Source organism: Lactobacillus kullabergensis, from assembly GCF_000967195.1.
Lineage (GTDB): Bacteria > Bacillota > Bacilli > Lactobacillales > Lactobacillaceae > Lactobacillus > Lactobacillus kullabergensis.
Genome location: NZ_KQ033871.1, coordinates 1,623,981 through 1,640,498, shown reverse-complemented (window position 1 = coordinate 1,640,498; position 16,518 = coordinate 1,623,981). Strand labels below are relative to the sequence as shown.

At 34.9% G+C, this 16,518-nt stretch carries 14 protein-coding genes, 1 tRNA gene and 1 pseudogene; 14 read left to right on the top strand and 2 right to left on the bottom strand.

What is annotated here, in order from left to right; all coding sequences use genetic code 11:
- A pseudogene (locus JF76_RS10250) lies at positions 1-242 on the bottom strand (HflX-like GTP-binding protein); the annotation flags it as partial.
- A gap of 726 nt (positions 243-968) precedes the next feature.
- On the opposite strand from JF76_RS10250, the gene JF76_RS08260 reads away from it, so the two are divergent.
- From JF76_RS08260 to JF76_RS08205, 12 genes are all read left to right on the top strand, one after another.
- The gene (locus tag JF76_RS08260) at positions 969-2,402 is read left to right on the top strand and encodes an MFS transporter (RefSeq protein ID WP_045928600.1); all 1,434 of its coding nucleotides are present in this window, start codon (positions 969-971) and stop codon (positions 2,400-2,402) included.
- Between the two features lie 184 nt (positions 2,403-2,586).
- On the top strand, positions 2,587-2,874 hold the full coding sequence (locus JF76_RS08255) for a type II toxin-antitoxin system HicB family antitoxin (RefSeq protein WP_045928599.1): 288 nt from the start codon (positions 2,587-2,589) through the stop codon (positions 2,872-2,874).
- 346 nt (positions 2,875-3,220) lie between these two features.
- A complete protein-coding gene (locus JF76_RS08250) occupies positions 3,221-3,787 on the top strand; it encodes an aldose epimerase family protein (RefSeq protein ID WP_045928598.1) in 567 nt (188 codons plus the stop codon).
- Between the two features lie 103 nt (positions 3,788-3,890).
- Positions 3,891-5,012: an LCP family glycopolymer transferase gene (locus JF76_RS08245; protein WP_045928597.1), complete on the top strand. Its 1,122-nt coding sequence runs from the start codon at positions 3,891-3,893 to the stop codon at positions 5,010-5,012.
- Positions 5,012-5,632 (top strand): glycerol-3-phosphate acyltransferase, encoded by a 621-nt coding sequence (locus JF76_RS08240; protein ID WP_156962796.1) that lies wholly within the window; start codon positions 5,012-5,014, stop codon positions 5,630-5,632. The genes JF76_RS08245 and JF76_RS08240 overlap by 1 nt, the downstream gene beginning before the upstream one ends.
- 35 nt (positions 5,633-5,667) lie before the next feature.
- Positions 5,668-8,640: an LTA synthase family protein gene (locus JF76_RS08235; protein ID WP_045928595.1), complete on the top strand. Its 2,973-nt coding sequence runs from the start codon at positions 5,668-5,670 to the stop codon at positions 8,638-8,640.
- 270 nt (positions 8,641-8,910) lie between these two features.
- On the top strand, positions 8,911-10,176 hold the full coding sequence (gene tyrS / locus JF76_RS08230) for a tyrosine--tRNA ligase (RefSeq protein WP_045928594.1): 1,266 nt from the start codon (positions 8,911-8,913) through the stop codon (positions 10,174-10,176).
- Positions 10,177-10,288: 112 nt separating this feature from the next.
- Entirely contained in the window at positions 10,289-10,684 is a 396-nt protein-coding gene (locus JF76_RS08225; protein WP_045928593.1) for an NUDIX domain-containing protein, read from the top strand.
- 90 nt (positions 10,685-10,774) lie between these two features.
- Positions 10,775-11,098, top strand: a complete 324-nt coding sequence (locus JF76_RS08220; protein ID WP_084600384.1) for a heavy metal-binding domain-containing protein — start codon at positions 10,775-10,777, stop codon at positions 11,096-11,098.
- Between the two features lie 63 nt (positions 11,099-11,161).
- Positions 11,162-11,234 (top strand) — tRNA-Thr (locus JF76_RS08215).
- Between the two features lie 264 nt (positions 11,235-11,498).
- Positions 11,499-12,332, top strand: coding sequence for a hypothetical protein (locus tag JF76_RS08210; protein ID WP_045928591.1), 834 nt, complete (start codon positions 11,499-11,501; stop codon positions 12,330-12,332).
- 302 nt (positions 12,333-12,634) lie between these two features.
- Positions 12,635-13,288, top strand: coding sequence for an HD domain-containing protein (locus JF76_RS08205; RefSeq protein ID WP_045928590.1), 654 nt, complete (start codon positions 12,635-12,637; stop codon positions 13,286-13,288).
- Positions 13,289-13,348: 60 nt separating this feature from the next.
- Here the strand turns inward: JF76_RS08205 and JF76_RS08200 are convergent, their stop codons facing one another.
- On the bottom strand, positions 13,349-13,879 hold the full coding sequence (locus tag JF76_RS08200) for a methylated-DNA--[protein]-cysteine S-methyltransferase (protein ID WP_045928589.1): 531 nt from the start codon (positions 13,877-13,879) through the stop codon (positions 13,349-13,351).
- Positions 13,880-14,173: 294 nt separating this feature from the next.
- Here JF76_RS08200 and JF76_RS08195 point away from each other — a divergent pair, with 294 nt between their 5' ends.
- Complete coding sequence (locus JF76_RS08195) at positions 14,174-15,265, top strand: BMP family lipoprotein (RefSeq protein WP_045928588.1); 1,092 nt, start codon at positions 14,174-14,176, stop codon at positions 15,263-15,265.
- Between the two features lie 120 nt (positions 15,266-15,385).
- Positions 15,386-16,456, top strand: coding sequence for a BMP family lipoprotein (locus tag JF76_RS08190; RefSeq protein ID WP_045928587.1), 1,071 nt, complete (start codon positions 15,386-15,388; stop codon positions 16,454-16,456).
- Positions 16,457-16,518 lie beyond the last annotated feature (62 nt).

Below are 16,518 nucleotides of genomic sequence, written 5' to 3'. Positions count from 1 at the left end.
TTAAGTACTAGAACTTTTGCTTTTAAACCATGTGCCATATCCTTAATTTCATTGATTTTTCCTAAGCCAAAATAAGTGCCAGCTATTATATGTTCCTCATTTTGTCGAGCTTGTCCTACAACCTCCATGTTTGCAGCTTCTGTAAGGTTAGCCAGTTCACTCATGTAGTAGTCAAAATTAGGATCATTTAAATTGGCTCCAGCAATAAATGCTTTTGTTTTACGTGGAGTATTTTCAATCATTTAATTCTCTTTCTGTAAATAAATTTATTAAGTGGTATTTCTCAAAAAAATTAAAAATTATTAATCCTCATGTTTCGTGCTTCTTTCGCATCTATGATAGTTTAATTTTAATACAAATCGCTTTGTTTACCAAAAAGAAGAAGTAAAGTTAAAAAATAAATAATTAGCCTTTTGATAATGATATTACAAATTATTGCTTTTGCTGGACTTATCATTAATATAAATAGCTGCCTCATTTAAAAATGTAATTAATATTTTTGTACTGCGTTTTTGCTTAAAGGTAACAATATTTTATTTAGAAAAAGAAAAGCTAAATCAAAAGTAAAAAGCACATTCTAAAAGATGTGCTTTTTTGTTGTCAAAATCTCTAGTTAACTGATTGCACCAGAAATAATAGATAACCTTGACTTTTGCTTACTCTGTTGTCGTGCTTGAATATTTGTTGAGAACGATTACATCTGGAAAGAGGAAAAATAATGCTGGAACAATTAGTTGATATAGTTAGAAATCCGGACAATGTCAAGCATTTGTTAAATGCTCATAGTCCACAAGAAGTTCGTAAATTACTTTTATCAATTTAGATTACTTACATAATATTCACCTGCTAATCAGAAAAAGCGACTACATAAATATGTGGTCGCTTTTATACTTGGCAGATAGAAAAAAAGGTGTATAATTCAATCTATTAAGGTACCTAACTAATTTCGAAATGGAGAGTATATTAAAATGGCACAAACATTAAGCTATCAATCTAATCAAAAGGTACAAAAAAATCGCTGGTGGATATTAGTTGCTGTGGGGCTGTTTACATTTATGTCAACCCTAGACGGTACGATTGTTAATATTGCTTTGCCAGTGATCAGTAAGGACTTACATATTCCGATGAGTCAATCTGAATGGGTAGTTTCACTATATTTGATTGTAGTCTGCAGCTTTATTTTATTTTTTGGCAAATTAAGTGACACATACGGCAAAATAAAGGTTTTTCGCTTAGGAGCCATATTCTTTATTGCCGGTTCGCTTTTATCAGGAATTAGAATTAATTTAATATTTTTATTGCTGGCCAGGGCACTGCAGGCTTTTGGTGCTGCCATGACCATGGCTACTAATAATGGAATCATTACTGAAATTTTTCCAGCTACTGAAAGAGGAAAGGCATTAGGTACAATCGGCTCTTTTGTTGCTCTGGGTTCCATTGCCGGTCCTGGACTTGGTGGCTTAATTTTAAGTCACCTTTCATGGTCTTATATTTTTTTGCTAAATGTTCCTGTCGGCCTAATAGCTGCAATGATTGGGGCTATATTTTTGCCCAAGGATATTACTTTTACTAAATCTGCTCTAGATAAAGCCGGCTCTTTCAGCTTTGCTTTAGGTATGATTACATTATTTGGCGGTATCTTTTTAGGGCAGCAGCTTGGCTTTAGTTCTTTACCCGTTTTACTTATGTTGCTAGTGGGTCTGGTCAGTTTTATCGGGTTTGTTTACGTTGAGAATCATGTAGTAAATCCATTATTGCAATTTAAATTATTTAAAAATCCAGATTTTTCAGTTAGTCTGCTTTGTGCATTATTAATTTTTATAACTAACTTTTTCTTTAATGTGGTCACTCCCTTTTATTTTGAAAATGCCCGTCACTTGTCACCAGGGAAAACCGGTTTAATTTTAATGATACTACCAGTAGTTCAACTTTTTGCTGCCCCAGTTGCTGGTTCTATATCTGATAAAATCGGTCCTAAATTGATTACTTTTATTGGTCTGGTGTTATTGCTGATCAGTCAGATTGGTTATACATTATGCAGTTTAGATTCATCTATGTGGTTATTCATAATTAGTATCGCAATTATGGGGTTAGGCAGTGGCATATTCAGTTCCCCAAATAATTCTTTAGTTATGAGTTCAGTCGAGCAAAAAGATTTAGGCATTGCAGGCAGTATTAATTCACTTTCTCGAAATCTTGGAATGGTCATTGGTATATCAAGTGCTACTACTGTATTGTTTGCTGCGATGAGCAAAGCAAAGGGGGCAAGAGTTACCGCTTATCTGCCCAAACAACCTGAAATTTTTATTTATGGCATGCATGTGGTTTTTATTATTTCAATGATAATTTGTATGATTACTGTTCTTCTGAGTGGGTGGAGACTATTTAAAAATAATAAATAATTAAATATAAAAAAGTGTTGAAAATTTGATATGACCCCCAAATTTAGGACAAATTTGGGGGTCACATCAATTATAAAAATCAACTCTTTTTTATTTTAAAAAATAATTTTTAATAATTATTTCTTCTTTTGGTCAATTTGGGTATATTATGGTAGAAGTAAAGAGCAAAATGAGGAGGTCTAGGATGAACCATAAAGTTGTGACGTATCCAGCTGTTTTTAAGCCACTGGAAAATGATATTTATGTAATTAGTTTCCCTGATGTTAAAGGTGGAATAACTGAAGGTCAAGGTTTGCGCGAGTCAATGAAAATGGCCGCTGACACCCTTGCCAGTCGTCTTTATAATAAGTCAGTATTGCCCAAGGCTAGCAAGCTTAGTGATATTGAATTACCAGATGATGGCTCATTTGTTGCACCTGTTTCTGCAGACCTTACCGAAGCTTCTCGTGATCGCATTAATTACGAAATATAATATACAAAAAAAAGCATCCCAATCAATTGGGATGCCCTTTTTATTAACTTGTTCCAAAAACTTTTTTATAATCTTCGGGAACAAGTTAATTATAATATATCTAAGTAAATTTTGCTAATAAATTTAGTTTCTTTTAGTAAAAATGCTTTAAAATAACCTTTAGATTAAAATGTTATCTGAAAAGCGCAGTATTATATCATTTTTTGAAAATTTAAGTATAATTTTTCTTCAATAATTTGATTGAATAAAAAGAAGGCATTGCAAAAAATCTTGTATTTTGAGCTCAAATTGACAATAGCACTATTTGAGTGCTATTTTTGAAAGAGAAAAAGTTTGGGAGTAAATTATGCAAACAATTGAAAGTTCTGTTTTGCGTGTTGCTGTTTCTGAAAAGGGAGCTAAAGTGGTTAACTTTGTTGCCCAAAATAGTCAAATTGATTATTTTAAAGATGTTGCTACGCAAAAAGCATTAGAAGTTATTTTTAGAGGAGCCGAACAGAAGGAAAATCTAGCAGATATTCTGCCTTGGACAGTTGTAGACAAGGGGGATTCGCGTGTTAGTTTGGCTTTGATTGACGACAATTCTAGTTATAAAAAGTTTCCGTTCCACTTTGAAGCAATATTAACGTACGCACTAGAGGGAAGTGGAATAGATATTAAATTTTACCTGAAAAATAATTCTCATAAAGATATGCCGTTTTCGCTGAAATTCGTGATACCAGTTTTTTCAGGATGGAAAGTAAATACTAATGCTAACGAAATCGTATTAAATAAAGATAAAACTAATTTGACCATAGCATCTCCTAATTTTACATTAACAGCTGAGAACAATCAGATTAGTGTTGCTTATGATGCAGCTACACTGGCTAGTGACAGTGATGAGGATCTGAGATTAAGCCTAGCCTTGAGTTAAATAATTAACGATTTTAATAAGATAAAATAGACAAACCGGCAATGGCTTGTTTTTTTTGCTATAATGTACTCATTGTAATTAAAATTTGGGTAAATAAAAAGTTATGGATCACAACGATAATCATCCGAATAAAAGTCGAGTTGAATTACATGCAAAAGATTACCATAAAAAAAGACGTATTTTGGCGTGGTTATCATGTCTTATAGCACTTTTAGTCTTGGCGGTCTGCGTGTATTCAGCATATATTTATTTTCGTACAAAAGATACAGTTGACGATGCGTATGACGCTAAAAACGGCGTACAGATTAAAAATGGTGAGTTCAACGGTAAGAAAAAATTTGCGGTGTTGTTAATGGGCAGCGATACTGGAGCGCTTGACCGTAAAGAGAAGAAAGGCAACACTGACACCATTATTATTGCCGTTGTTAATCCTCAAAAGAAACGCTACACTTTAATGTCAGTTCCACGAGACACTATGGCTCAAATGATTGGTGCTGACCAGTTTCAGGTTGAAAAAATAAATGCCGCTTATCCTGTTGGTGGGGCTGCCATGTCGATGGCGAGCGTGTCCAAATTAATAAATGTACCAATTAAATATTATGTTTTGGTAAATATGAAGGGCATTATGCGTCTCATCCGCTATGTTGGCGGTATTAATATCAGACCTACTCTGAGCTTTGAGTATGGTGGTTATATTTTTAAGAAAAATCAGCTGACCCACATGGGTGGCGGTGGTGCTTTGGCATATTCACGAATGCGTTATGATGATCCAGAAGGTGATTATGGTCGTCAAAAGCGTCAGCGCCAAGTGATTACTACTATTATAAAAAAGGCAGTTTCAATTAATACTTTAACTCGCTTGGATTCAGTATTATCGTCAGTTTCTGGAAATCTTAAAACCAATTTACCCTTTGATGCATTGCGTCAGATTGCCTTCAATTATCGTGATTCTACTAAAAACGTAAAAAATGATTATCTTCATGGACACAATGCTACAATAGATGGTTCTTCTTATCAGGTGCAATCTACTAAAGAATTACAGCGAGTATCAGATTACCTGCGAGCAGAACTTGGTTTACCCGAAGCGCCTGTAAATAATAATGAAACTTATCAGAATAAGCGCAATAAAATTGATGGTTTCAGTTTTAAAAACCCTGATAGTCAAGAATATCACATATATGAGGATTATCAAGATCAAAGTTACCAGGAAGAAGGTGACTATTGATAATGCGTTTGTGGTCAATCATTATTGGATATGGGTTTGGTTGTCTACTCACTGCCGTGTTGATTTGTCGTTTTGCTTTGCATCAAGATCCTACAAAGGTGGGATCAGGTAATCCGGGAACTGCAAATGTCGGAGCCGTGTTTGGGAAAAAATGGGGTATATTAACTTGTATTGGCGATATACTAAAAACTCTCATTTGTCTTTTAATAGTACACTGTTTTTTCTCAGACAGTATTGCTTTGTTATATGCAGGCTTGGGATTAATGCTAGGCCACTGTTTTCCTTTTTGGGAACATTTCCATGGTGGTAAAGGTGTAACGGTCGCTGTTATAGTAGCAGCACTATATGATACACCGGTAGCTGCAGTTACATTGTTAATTGCTTTTTTCCTGTTGATAATTTTACAAAATTTGACGGTTCCACCAATAATTTTTATAATATTGTTCAGTTTATATGAATTTTTAACAACTAAGGAAGCCGGAATCGTATTATTGATTATGACGTTGATTATGGTCTATAAATTTAGATATGATCTTCGTGACTTTTTTGCCGGGAAAGGAAAAAAGGTTGATGTTTTATACTCAATTAAGAAAAAGTTGGGTATTAAGCGTAATAATTAATAGCATCATTTTTAGTGAGGAAAATAACTAGAAATATGAATAAAAACAAAAAATCTTTAAAAGCCATCCAGATAGTCTGCCTTCTGGTAGCAACTCTGTTCATGCTGATCCAAATGTTCAACTTGAAGGGAATTGCTGCCAGAGCACATTTTTCATTTGTCCGTTTTATGCCAAATATGTTGCATAATGCGACTTTAATGCTTATTCCCATGATATTTGGTGCTGTTTATAGTAAGAAAAAACAAAGTGTTAGCGAAAGTTTTAAATACTGGTTGTTAGCCAGCGTGACTTTGATTGTCTATTACATTTTATTTTTCTTTATAGTTCCTGCCCGCTTTAATATGTGGCGTGTATGGGGCATGTTGTTTCCGATCATTACCAGTACATCTGTTTTGTTTTCTGGTTTGATTTTCTGTTTGTTGATTCAACCACATTTGTATGACTTTTTGCATAAATTGACAATTAAGCAAAACCTCCTGGTTTTGAGTTTATTAACTCTACTCGGCTTTGCCCTAAGTGCCGGCAACCTGTCATTTCAATATTCGCTATATGGTCTTTACTTGGTTTTATTTTTTGCCTGGGGCATGTTTTTAGCTAATATCCACATTGGCAAAAAATTGTTAACTTTATCTTTAATTAGCGGTTTTCTTTCTTTCTTCATTGTGATAATCGGTGTTTCTGGGTTCGATGCTGTTTACTGGTCACAAATTATTTCTGGCAACGGGGGTGGTGACTGGAACAGGGAGTTCTTAAACAATCCTTCATCTCCGTTCATGTTTTTACTGGTAGTAGCGGTTTTCTTATTATTCAAAAAAGTTATTATGACTTTTAATAAAAAGCAAATGCGCTATTTTATCCCGGTAATCATGATCATGGATGCACCCATTTCTCCGAGGTTTATGAGAGCATTTCAGTTCACTGACTCCTCAATAGTTAACAAGTTGATTATGCTTGTTATTATGCTATTAATTGTGATTGTTTGGTATCAGTTACTTGACCGCTATTTGTTCCAAATCAATCCGTTCGCAAAAATAATTAATTATTTAGATAACGAACCTAATTTAGCTAAGATATGTGAAAAAGTATGGGCAATCTTTACCAAGTTTATAGTTACTAATAGAGTAAATTTGCTTACTTGGGCCTGGTTCTACATTCTAAGTTTTGGTTCTTTCCTAATTGAATCTGATAATTTACGAATTCAAATAAGTACAGCTTCTACAATTAATGCGATAGTTTATCTTCTAGGCACTAAATTCTTTGCCATGATTTTGACAACTATCTTTCTTGATGCGTTGTTCTCCGTCTTTTATTTTGTAACTACACGATACTGGACTTCAAACATTTTAGTCAGTTTGATTGCGGTCGGCTGGGCTGTTGCTAATAAGATTAAGCTGATTTTACGTGGAGAGCCAATTTATCCAACTGAACTTAGTGAAATTGTTAATTGGAAAACATTAATACCAATGATCGGTAAAACTACTGTCATTGTGATTTTAGTTGCACTCGTTGTAGTTATTGCTCTTGACATTTTCTTAGAGATAAAATTCCCTGTTAAAAAGCGTGGATCATGGAAGAGACGTGGTATTTGGGCACTTTTAAGCTTATTATTATTTGTAACACCATTGCGTTTTAACCATGACGGCGGAGTTATCTATCATATCAATCGCGGTTTTGATAATAAACAAAGGTTCCGTAATCCCGAACGTGATATTCAGGTAAATGGTCCTGTACTTAATTTCTTGAATTATATTGATTTGCAAATTATGGATCAGCCTGAGGGATATTCAGAAACAAGTATCAAGCAGTTAAATAATAAATATGAAAAAGTTGCTGCTAGGATAAATAAGAAACGCAAAAATACTCTTAAAGATCAAACTATTGTCTTTAATTTGAGTGAAAGTTTTGTTGACCCAAGCACTTTCCCTACATTTAGGCTTGACCGTGATGTTCCAAATCCAGTTAAGTTTATTCAATCAATGAAGTCGCGTTCAACATACGGCAACATGCTCAGTGCTGGTTATGGTGGTGGAACCGCCAACATGGAATGGGAAACTTTAACTGGTTTAAACATGGGAATGTTTAAATCCACCTTGACCCCTTATGTTCAAGTGGTTCCAAACTATGATTTTTACCCAACAATAGGGATGAACTTCGATTATAAATCTGCTGTCCACCCTTTTATTGGTACTTATTACTCAAGACAGGAAGATTATCATAGGTTTAAATTTGATAAGTTTATCTATGTTGGTTCGAAATATAAGGTTATTGACCAGAAGAAATTGGGTAAGAGTGGTTATAACTCTGACTTTACTACCTATGCTAATGGTCTAAAAGAAATCAATTCCCGCGATGGCGGACAGTTTATCAACTTGATTTCAATTCAAAATCACATGCCATATAATAATTGGTATCCAAATAACGAATATATGGGCAAGATTTCTGGAGAATTATTCAAATCTCCAGCAGTACGTGATCAAATGGCTACCTACGTAAAGGGTACGCAATATACTGACAAGGCAGTTAAACAGTTTATCGAGCAGATTGATAAAATTAAAAAGCCAATTACTTTGGTCTTTTACGGTGATCACTATCCAAGCATCCTTTCTCAGAGTTATACTGCTAAATACCCGGTACAAATGCACTCAACGCGCTACTTTATCTATTCAAATAAATATGCCCGTCAGCATGGTGCTAAAAAGAGACTGCCACGTAAGGCTAATAATTTCGTCAGCTCAAGTGACTTTATTGCAATGATGCTTGAACAGACAGATTCGAAAGTTACTCCTTACCAGGCTCTGTTAACAGAAGTTCATAAGAAATTACCAGCTATTACTATTAACTTTAAAGGTGATAAAGGCTTCGAGTTAATTGGAAGGCAAGGACAAGTAATAGAACCGAAATACTTGACCAAGAAGCAGCAGGAAGTTTTAGCCGATTATGAGGCTATTCAATATGACATGACAGCTGGGAAGGCCTATGGTCTTAAGATTAAAGGCTTTTATAAGTAATAAAATTATATTGACTTATTAAGAAAAAATGAGTATTATCATTTATAACAAATTTAAGTAGCAGCTTGATTCAGCGTTCAGAGAACTAGCGGTTAGTGTGAGCTAGACAGGTCAAGCGTAGCGAAATACAAGTTGGGTGGTTCCCATAAAGACCATAATTAAGGCACTTGTCATTGAAGTGCGAACGTGGGTGGTACCACGGCTGAAAAAGTATTTAGTCGTCCCTAGATTCGTTTAAGAATCTAGGGATTTTTTATTGGAGGAAAAAAGATGGCAAACTTTGATATTTTAGCAGACTTAAAATGGCGTGGAGCGATTAACCAGCAGACTGATGAAGCAGGACTGACCAAATATTTACAAGACCACGATGACTTAGCCCTTTATTGCGGCACTGATCCCACTGGTGATTCACTGCATATCGGTCATCTTATTCCCTTCATGATTTTAAAAAGGTTTCAGCTGGCTGGATATCACCCTGTGATCGTTATAGGTGGCGGCACAGGAACAATTGGTGACCCCTCTGGACGTAAGTCAGAGAGAGTGCTCCTTAGTGCAGAAAAATTACACGAAAATGAACTTGCTCTGACTAAGCAAATGGAAAAATTGTTTGGCACTGATAACTTTCAAATTGTTAACAACGCAGAGTGGCTTGATAAATTAAGTTTAATTGAATTCTTGCGTGAATACGGCAAGCACTTCCAAGTTAATAATATGATCAATAAAGACGTAGTTGCCAGCCGCTTGGAAAATGGTATTTCATTTACCGAGTTTTCTTACCAGATTTTACAGGCCATTGATTTCTACCAGTTAAATAAAAATTATGGTGTTCAAATGCAAATTGGTGGTAGTGACCAATGGGGCAATATTACAGCAGGAATTGACCTAATTCACAAGTTGATGGGTTCAGACAGACAGGCATTTGGCTTAACGATCCCATTAATGTTGAAAGCTGACGGTACCAAGTTTGGTAAATCTGCTGGTGGAGCGGTTTGGCTTGACCCAGAAAAGACCAGTCCTTATGAATTTTACCAATTCTGGATCAATCAGGATGATCGTGACGTTGTTAAGTACTTGAAGTACTTTACTTTCCTTAGTCATGAAGAAATTGATGATCTGGCGGAGCAAGTAAAAGCTGAACCGTGGAAGCGGACAGCGCAAAAAACATTAGCTAGAGAAGTAACAAAATTCGTTCACGGAGAAGCAGGCTTAAAAGAAGCAGAAATGATTACAGATGCTTTGTTTTCCGGAGATATTAAAAATCTGTCAGTTAAGCAGATTAAGCAGGGCTTAAAGAGTGCACCTGCAGCCGAATCAACATCTCAGAACAAAAATATTGTAGACTTCTTGGTTGACACCAAAATCGAACCTTCTAAGCGCCAGGCTCGAGAAGATGTTACCAACGGAGCAATTTATGTGAATGGTGACCGCCAGCAGTCAGTCGACTTTGAAGTTGAACCTTCTAAGGCTTTTGACGGCAAATATGTCATTATTCGTAAAGGTAAAAGAAAATATACTTTAGTTACAATTAAAGATTAGTCTAAAACAGTCTGTTGCAAAGATGGCAATAGACTGTTTTTAGTTGTGAATTATAAAGTGTATAATAAAAAGCACTTTAATTTCTGTTCTGAATTTAAAGAGGAGGATAAAAATGCGTGCACGCGTAATACTTTATAATAAAGAAAATAAGGCTGTTTTATTAATCCACAGATTTAAAAATGGTCGTAACTACTGGGTAATACCTGGTGGTGGTGCAGAGAAGAATGAAACCCCAATAGATACTGCAATCAGGGAAATAAATGAAGAGTTAAGTATTCACTTAAAACCAACTGATCTGATGCATTTTTTTAAATATGAAGAAAAAGAGTATGAGGAATTCTATTATGCTAAAATTCCATATATTGTTGCTCCTAAAATCAGTGGTGAAGAAAGAGAGCGGTCGAGCAGCAATAATGTTTATCAACCAGAATGGGTGGCCGTTAAAGAGCTGCCAAAGATTAATTTAATGCCTCCTGAAATTGCTGCTAAAATAGTAACTCTGATTTGACAAAAAATGCGGTGATTTCATACTATTATGTTAGTAAAATATTTATCTGAATATTCAGATAGGAGAGTAAAAAAAATGGCTGACAGAGAAATGTTAGTAACTACTACCGAAAATATACCTGGTAGAAAATATGAAATTATTGGTGAAGTGTTTGGTTTAACGACTCAGTCCAAAAATTTTGTTAAAAATTTTGGTGCAGGATTAAAATCTGTAGTTGGTGGTGAAATTCATAGTTATACCAAAATGCTTGAAGATTCACGCAGTCAAGCTTTAGAAAGACTGCGTCAAGCTGCAGAGGATAAGGGAGCAGACGCAATTGTAATGATGCGTTTTGACTCTAGTTCAATCAGTGGCGACATGCAGTCAGTGGTTGCTTACGGTACCGCTGTGAGATTTATTGCAGACAACGAATAGATATAGTATTATTTGAAGTATTCGCTCTATAAGAGATGGATGCTTTTTTATTATTGTTGATTTGCCACTTTAGCTCAGAAGGTAGAGCACCGCCGTGGTAAGGAGGAGGTCCTCAGTTCAAATCTGGGAAGTGGCTTATTTTTTTGGCAAATAATTATGGCTATGTTTCTATTCGTATGTGATGCAAAAACATAAAGCAGCTTTTAAAGCTGTTATGATAACATTTATAAACCACTTTATGTATAAAACTTTGTCTTAAATAAGTTGAAATAAATCAATAATCTTATAATTTTATGTTGCCTAAATTACGCGCTAATTATATAACTAATAGTATAAGACGTGAAATTTATAATAGGAAAAATTATTGACATGTATATTAAAGTAAGGAAGTTTATTTGCTATGAAGAAAATTAAATTATTTAAGAAAATGTTAATTGCAGGAGCGATGTTAACTATCGGTTCTGCTTCATTAGGTGTAAGCGCTCAGCCTATTTTGGCAAAATCTCTGCCAGTTGCCACGACAAAGGATTATAACAAGTTGCAGAAGCTTTCTAAAAAGCCTGGTGCTCATTACATTAAAAAGAGGAAATGGTACGCCAGCTTTGTCCCGGGTGATAATGTCCAAGCATATCGGCATTTAACGTCAAATAAACTATTGGAAACTAGATCCGATCCTGGAGTTGATGATTGGGATATTTTTATAGGTGCTGGAACAATTAATGGTACTCGTTATTTCATTAGCAATATTAAAGAAAAAGATGGCAAAACGAAATATATAATTCCAGCAGCATATTGTCAGGTGCCTTACGGATACCAACTTAAAAAAGGACATGCCGTAGTTCACGATTACAATGGGTCTTTAGCCAATGCTTATAATGGTTATAGTGAAACTGATCATCAATATGGTAAAACATTAACTAAAGAAAATATTATTTATAGTAATAAGGAAGATGCCACATTTACTGTTTCCTTGAAGCAAGATGGTCAAACTAAAGGTAAACACAAAGGCTTTTGGATTGGGCGTACACCGATTAAATTCAGAGTTGATGACACAAATACTTATGAAAACTATTACCCCCTTTATAACTATGTCGCAAATGGTGAATTGATTGTTAGTTATATTAAAACCAAAGATTTAAGTCAATTTAAACAAGCAACAGTGACTTATGATCACATCGGAACAATTACTAAGAGCCATAAATTCAAGCCTGCTCATAAAAAACTAAATATTTAATACGAGTTAAAAGAGAATTAATTTAACAGTATTGTTAGCTCGTTATGAAATAAATTTGGTCAAATTAAAAAAAAGAGATAGACTATTAAACTAGTAGTATAAATTACTAAAGTTAATAGTCTCTTTTTTTATAATATAAAGGGTAATAAAGCTAGTAATAGCTGTTGTCGTACTCATAAAAATTAAAATAACTGAGCATTTTGGTGCCTAAGGGACTTTAAATTGCCTAAGTAAAAGCCAAGCCATTATTGGAACTGCTTATTTTATGAAAAAGTATTTTACAAATTAGAAAGGAAATTAACTTGGATTTAACTAAAGTAACTGATTTTGTTAAAGAGCAGTTGAAAAATGAAAAAACAGGGCATGATTTTTATCATGGACAACGAGTAGCTCATCTGGCCAGCAAAATGTATTTACAGGATAATCCTGATGCACATGAAGATAGCCGCATGGTTGCTATTATTCAAACTGCGGGATATTTACACGATACTATTGATGAAAAAATCTGTGCTGACCCTGATCAAGTTCTTGCCAACATTAAAGAACTGCTTCCTAAAGTGGGTTTTACTTCCCTAGAAGTCAAAGATATTTTATTCACTATGCAACATATGTCTTTTTCCGCTAATATAGAGCATCATTATCAATTGCCAGTATCAGGAGAATATGTACAAGATGCTGATCGCATTGAAAGTTTGGGTGCAATTGGCATCGCTCGTGCGTTTACATATGGCGGTGCTCATGGCAATGTGATATATGACCCCAGAATCAAACCACAGAAGCTTGTAAGTCATGATCAATATCGTGAACATACAGAAACAACAATTAACCATTTTTATGAAAAATTGTTTCATTTGGCTGATTTAATGAATACTGCTGGAGGTAAAAAAGAAGCGCAAAAAAGAACGGAATTTATGCGTGATTATGTGAAAGAATTTATGACTGAATGGAATGTTTAAGCTGCATATAGCCTTATGTGGCTTTTATTTTGCTCTTTTTAAAAACACGAACATTAAAAATCACAGCAAGTCTAACTGACTGGAAAATTTGATTTGGGAATTTTCCATTTTTAACAGTGCCCTCTTGCGTTCAAGACCACCGGCATAACCAGTTAAAGATCCATCACTGCCAATTACACGGTGACAGGGAATAATTAAACTAATTGGATTATGTTTGACTGCATAGCCAACAGCGCGCGCCAAATTTATCTTATTTTGTGCTTTTTGTACGCGATTAGATAATTCTTTATAAGTGACTAGTTCACCATAAGGTACTTTTTGTAGTTCTTTAAGCACTTTTTGACTAAAAGTAGACCCATTGGGTTTAATTGGTACAGCAAATGGATCCGGAGTTTGGCCAGCAAAATAGTTCGTTAGCCATTTTAGAGTTTGTTTAATAGGTCTAGTTGCAAAAACTTCGGCAACATTCAAATCATAGCCGGCACCAAAATATTTTTGACCGTTAAACCATAATCCTAATAAATTATTTTCGTTACTTAAAAGCGTTAATGTTCCTAATTCTGATTCGAAAAATTCTTTATATAGCTTCATTTTATTTCTTCTGTAATAAATAAATTTTTTACTGTATTATACGTTAATTCCTGAACAATAGGTGATTTCAATTTTTAGCACTAAAGCTTACTCAAGATTTAGAAGCTTAACCAGTTCTATACGAAAATTTTAACTTTTTTCATTGTTGTATACAAAACATTATGAATAAAGCTTAGTTTCGTTTTCATGAAAAAATAGAAATGCTATCAGATCAACACTTTATCTTGTAGTGATTTTTTGACAATGGTACCAGATGTGGTATGTTAATTAATGTAAAAAATAGGAGGTCACAAGATGAAGTCAAAATTTAGAAAATTCTTTTCCATTAGTGCGGTGGTAGTCGCTGCAGGATTAGCGCTTACAGCATGCTCAGGTAAAAAGCAGGGAGGTAGTAGTAATTCGAGCAGCAGTGCCAAGCACTCCATTGCGCTAATTACTGATACTGCTGGGGTCAATGATAATTCTTTCAATCAGTCTGCATGGCAAGGATTTAAAGAATACGGCAAAGATCACAGTCTTAGTCGTGGACGTAATGGCTACCAGTATTTTCAATCTGGCAGTGCTGCAGATTTTGAACCCAATTTTGATCAAGCAAGCAAAGCTGGCTATCAGACAATTTTTGGTATTGGCTATAGCTTAAAAGACGCTGTCAAAGCAGCTGCTAAAAAGAATCCTAAAAAGAACTACGTTATTGTTGACGAAGTAATTAAGGGGCAGAAGAATGTGGCCTCCGCCAATTTTAAGAGTGAGCAAGCTTCTTACTTAGCGGGTGTTGTAGCAGCAACTGAAACAAAGACCAACGTCATTGGTTTCATTGGTGGTGCTCATGGCAATATTATTGACTTGTTTGATGCTGGTTTTACTAAAGGTGTTAATGATCAAGCCAAAAAGCTGCATAAAAAAATTACACTGCTAAATCAGTATGTGGGTGATTTTAAGAGTGCAGACAAAGAAAAAGCCATTGCTCAGTCAATGTACGCTAAAAAAGCTGATATTATCTTTCATGCTTCTGGTTTAGCAGGCAATGGTCTGTTCCAAGAAGCTAAATCTATTAATCAAACTAGAACAGGTGCTAAAAAAGTCTGGGCTATTGGTGTTGACTCTGATCAATCACATTTAGGCAACTATAAAACTAAAGATGGTAAAAAAGATAACTTCGTTTTGACTTCTGTGATTACTGGTGTCAATGTTGCTACCCGAGATATTTCTAACCGTGCTTATGAAGGTAAATTCCCAGGTGGCCAGCAATTGGTTTATGGCCTAAAAACCAATGGTGTCTCAATCAAACGCGGACAAATAAGTGCTAAAGCTTGGCAATATTCACGTCAGGCACGTAATGAAATAATTAAGGGCAATATTAAAGTGCCAATTCACCCAAGTAAATAGTTCGTTGATAATCCGATTTCTTTATCTAAATCTTACCAAAAAAATAATTATCTTGAATTAATACGTATTTTATTATAATATTAGTTATGAAAAGTTCGTATTTTGTGGAGGGTAATATAAATGGGTAAGAAATTTACGAAATTTTTGTCATTAGGAATCTTAATGGCTTCATTTACTTTGTTTTTGAATGCTTGCTCGGGAAAAAAGCAGGGAACAAGCAGTCAAAACAAGAAGGACAGTATTGCGTTAATTACGGATAGCAACGGTATTAACGATCAGTCCTTCAATCAGGCTGCTTGGGCCGGTTTTAAAGATTATGGTAAAGAACATAACTTTAAACAAGGCAAAGGCTACCAGTATTTTCAATCTAGCAGTGCTACTGACTATACGCCTAATTTTAATCAGGCTGCCAAGTCTGGCTACCAAACAATATTCGGTATTGGTTATATGCTAAAAGATTCAGTTAAGGCTGCTGCCAAGAAGAATCCTAAGAAAAATTTTGTAATTGTTGACGATGTGATAACTGGTCAGAAAAATGTAGCTTCTGTTACTTTTAAGAGTAACGAATCATCATATTTGGGTGGTGTAGCTGCAGCTTATTCAACTAAAACTAATAAAGTTGGTTTTATCGGCGGAGCAAAATCTGCAATCATTGATACTTTTGAAGCAGGTTTCAAACAGGGTGTAAAAGACGCTGCCAAAGCTCAACATAAAAAGATCAGTGTCAGCACGCAATATATCGGAAACTTTACTTCAAATGATAAAGCTAAGTCAATTGCACAATCTATGTACGCTGACAACTGTGATGTAGTCTTCCAAGCTGCCGGTTCTGCCGGTAGTGGAGTTTTCCAAGAAGCTAAAGCACTTAATCAAACTAAGCCGGAAAATAAAAAGGTTTGGGTAATTGGTGTTGATGTTGATCAGGAAAACCTGGGAAACTACAAAACAAAGGATGGTAAAAAGGCTAACTTTACTTTAACTTCTGTATTGAAGGGACTAAATGTTGCAACCAAATCTTTAGCTGATGATGCAGCCAAAGGTAAGTTCCCTGGAGGAAAGCACCTGGTTTATTCATTAAAAGGCAATGGTGTTTCAATTACTAAAGGCAATCTGGCACCAAAGGCATGGATTGCAGTACAAAAGGCTAAGCAGCAAGTAGTTTCCGGAAAAATAACAGTAGCGCAGAATTAAAGTAAATTAACGTTTAAAACTCTTTGTGTAAATTTATGCAAAGAGTTTTTTTAGAAAAAGGA

What these genes read in the sequence shown, in the direction of transcription:
- JF76_RS08190 (WP_045928587.1), top strand. Translation starts at nt 15,386, where the DNA reads ATGGGTAAGAAATTTACGAAATTTTTGTCATTAGGAATCTTAATGGCT.
- JF76_RS08255 (WP_045928599.1), top strand. Translation starts at nt 2,587, where the DNA reads ATGAACCATAAAGTTGTGACGTATCCAGCTGTTTTTAAGCCACTGGAA.
- JF76_RS08250 (WP_045928598.1), top strand. Translation starts at nt 3,221, where the DNA reads ATGCAAACAATTGAAAGTTCTGTTTTGCGTGTTGCTGTTTCTGAAAAG.
- JF76_RS08210 (WP_045928591.1), top strand. Translation starts at nt 11,499, where the DNA reads ATGAAGAAAATTAAATTATTTAAGAAAATGTTAATTGCAGGAGCGATG.
- tyrS (WP_045928594.1), top strand. Translation starts at nt 8,911, where the DNA reads ATGGCAAACTTTGATATTTTAGCAGACTTAAAATGGCGTGGAGCGATT.
- JF76_RS08200 (WP_045928589.1), bottom strand. Translation starts at nt 13,879, where the DNA reads ATGAAGCTATATAAAGAATTTTTCGAATCAGAATTAGGAACATTAACG.
- JF76_RS08260 (WP_045928600.1), top strand. Translation starts at nt 969, where the DNA reads ATGGCACAAACATTAAGCTATCAATCTAATCAAAAGGTACAAAAAAAT.
- JF76_RS08220 (WP_084600384.1), top strand. Translation starts at nt 10,775, where the DNA reads ATGTTAGTAACTACTACCGAAAATATACCTGGTAGAAAATATGAAATT.
- JF76_RS08235 (WP_045928595.1), top strand. Translation starts at nt 5,668, where the DNA reads ATGAATAAAAACAAAAAATCTTTAAAAGCCATCCAGATAGTCTGCCTT.
- JF76_RS08195 (WP_045928588.1), top strand. Translation starts at nt 14,174, where the DNA reads ATGAAGTCAAAATTTAGAAAATTCTTTTCCATTAGTGCGGTGGTAGTC.
- JF76_RS08225 (WP_045928593.1), top strand. Translation starts at nt 10,289, where the DNA reads ATGCGTGCACGCGTAATACTTTATAATAAAGAAAATAAGGCTGTTTTA.
- JF76_RS08245 (WP_045928597.1), top strand. Translation starts at nt 3,891, where the DNA reads ATGGATCACAACGATAATCATCCGAATAAAAGTCGAGTTGAATTACAT.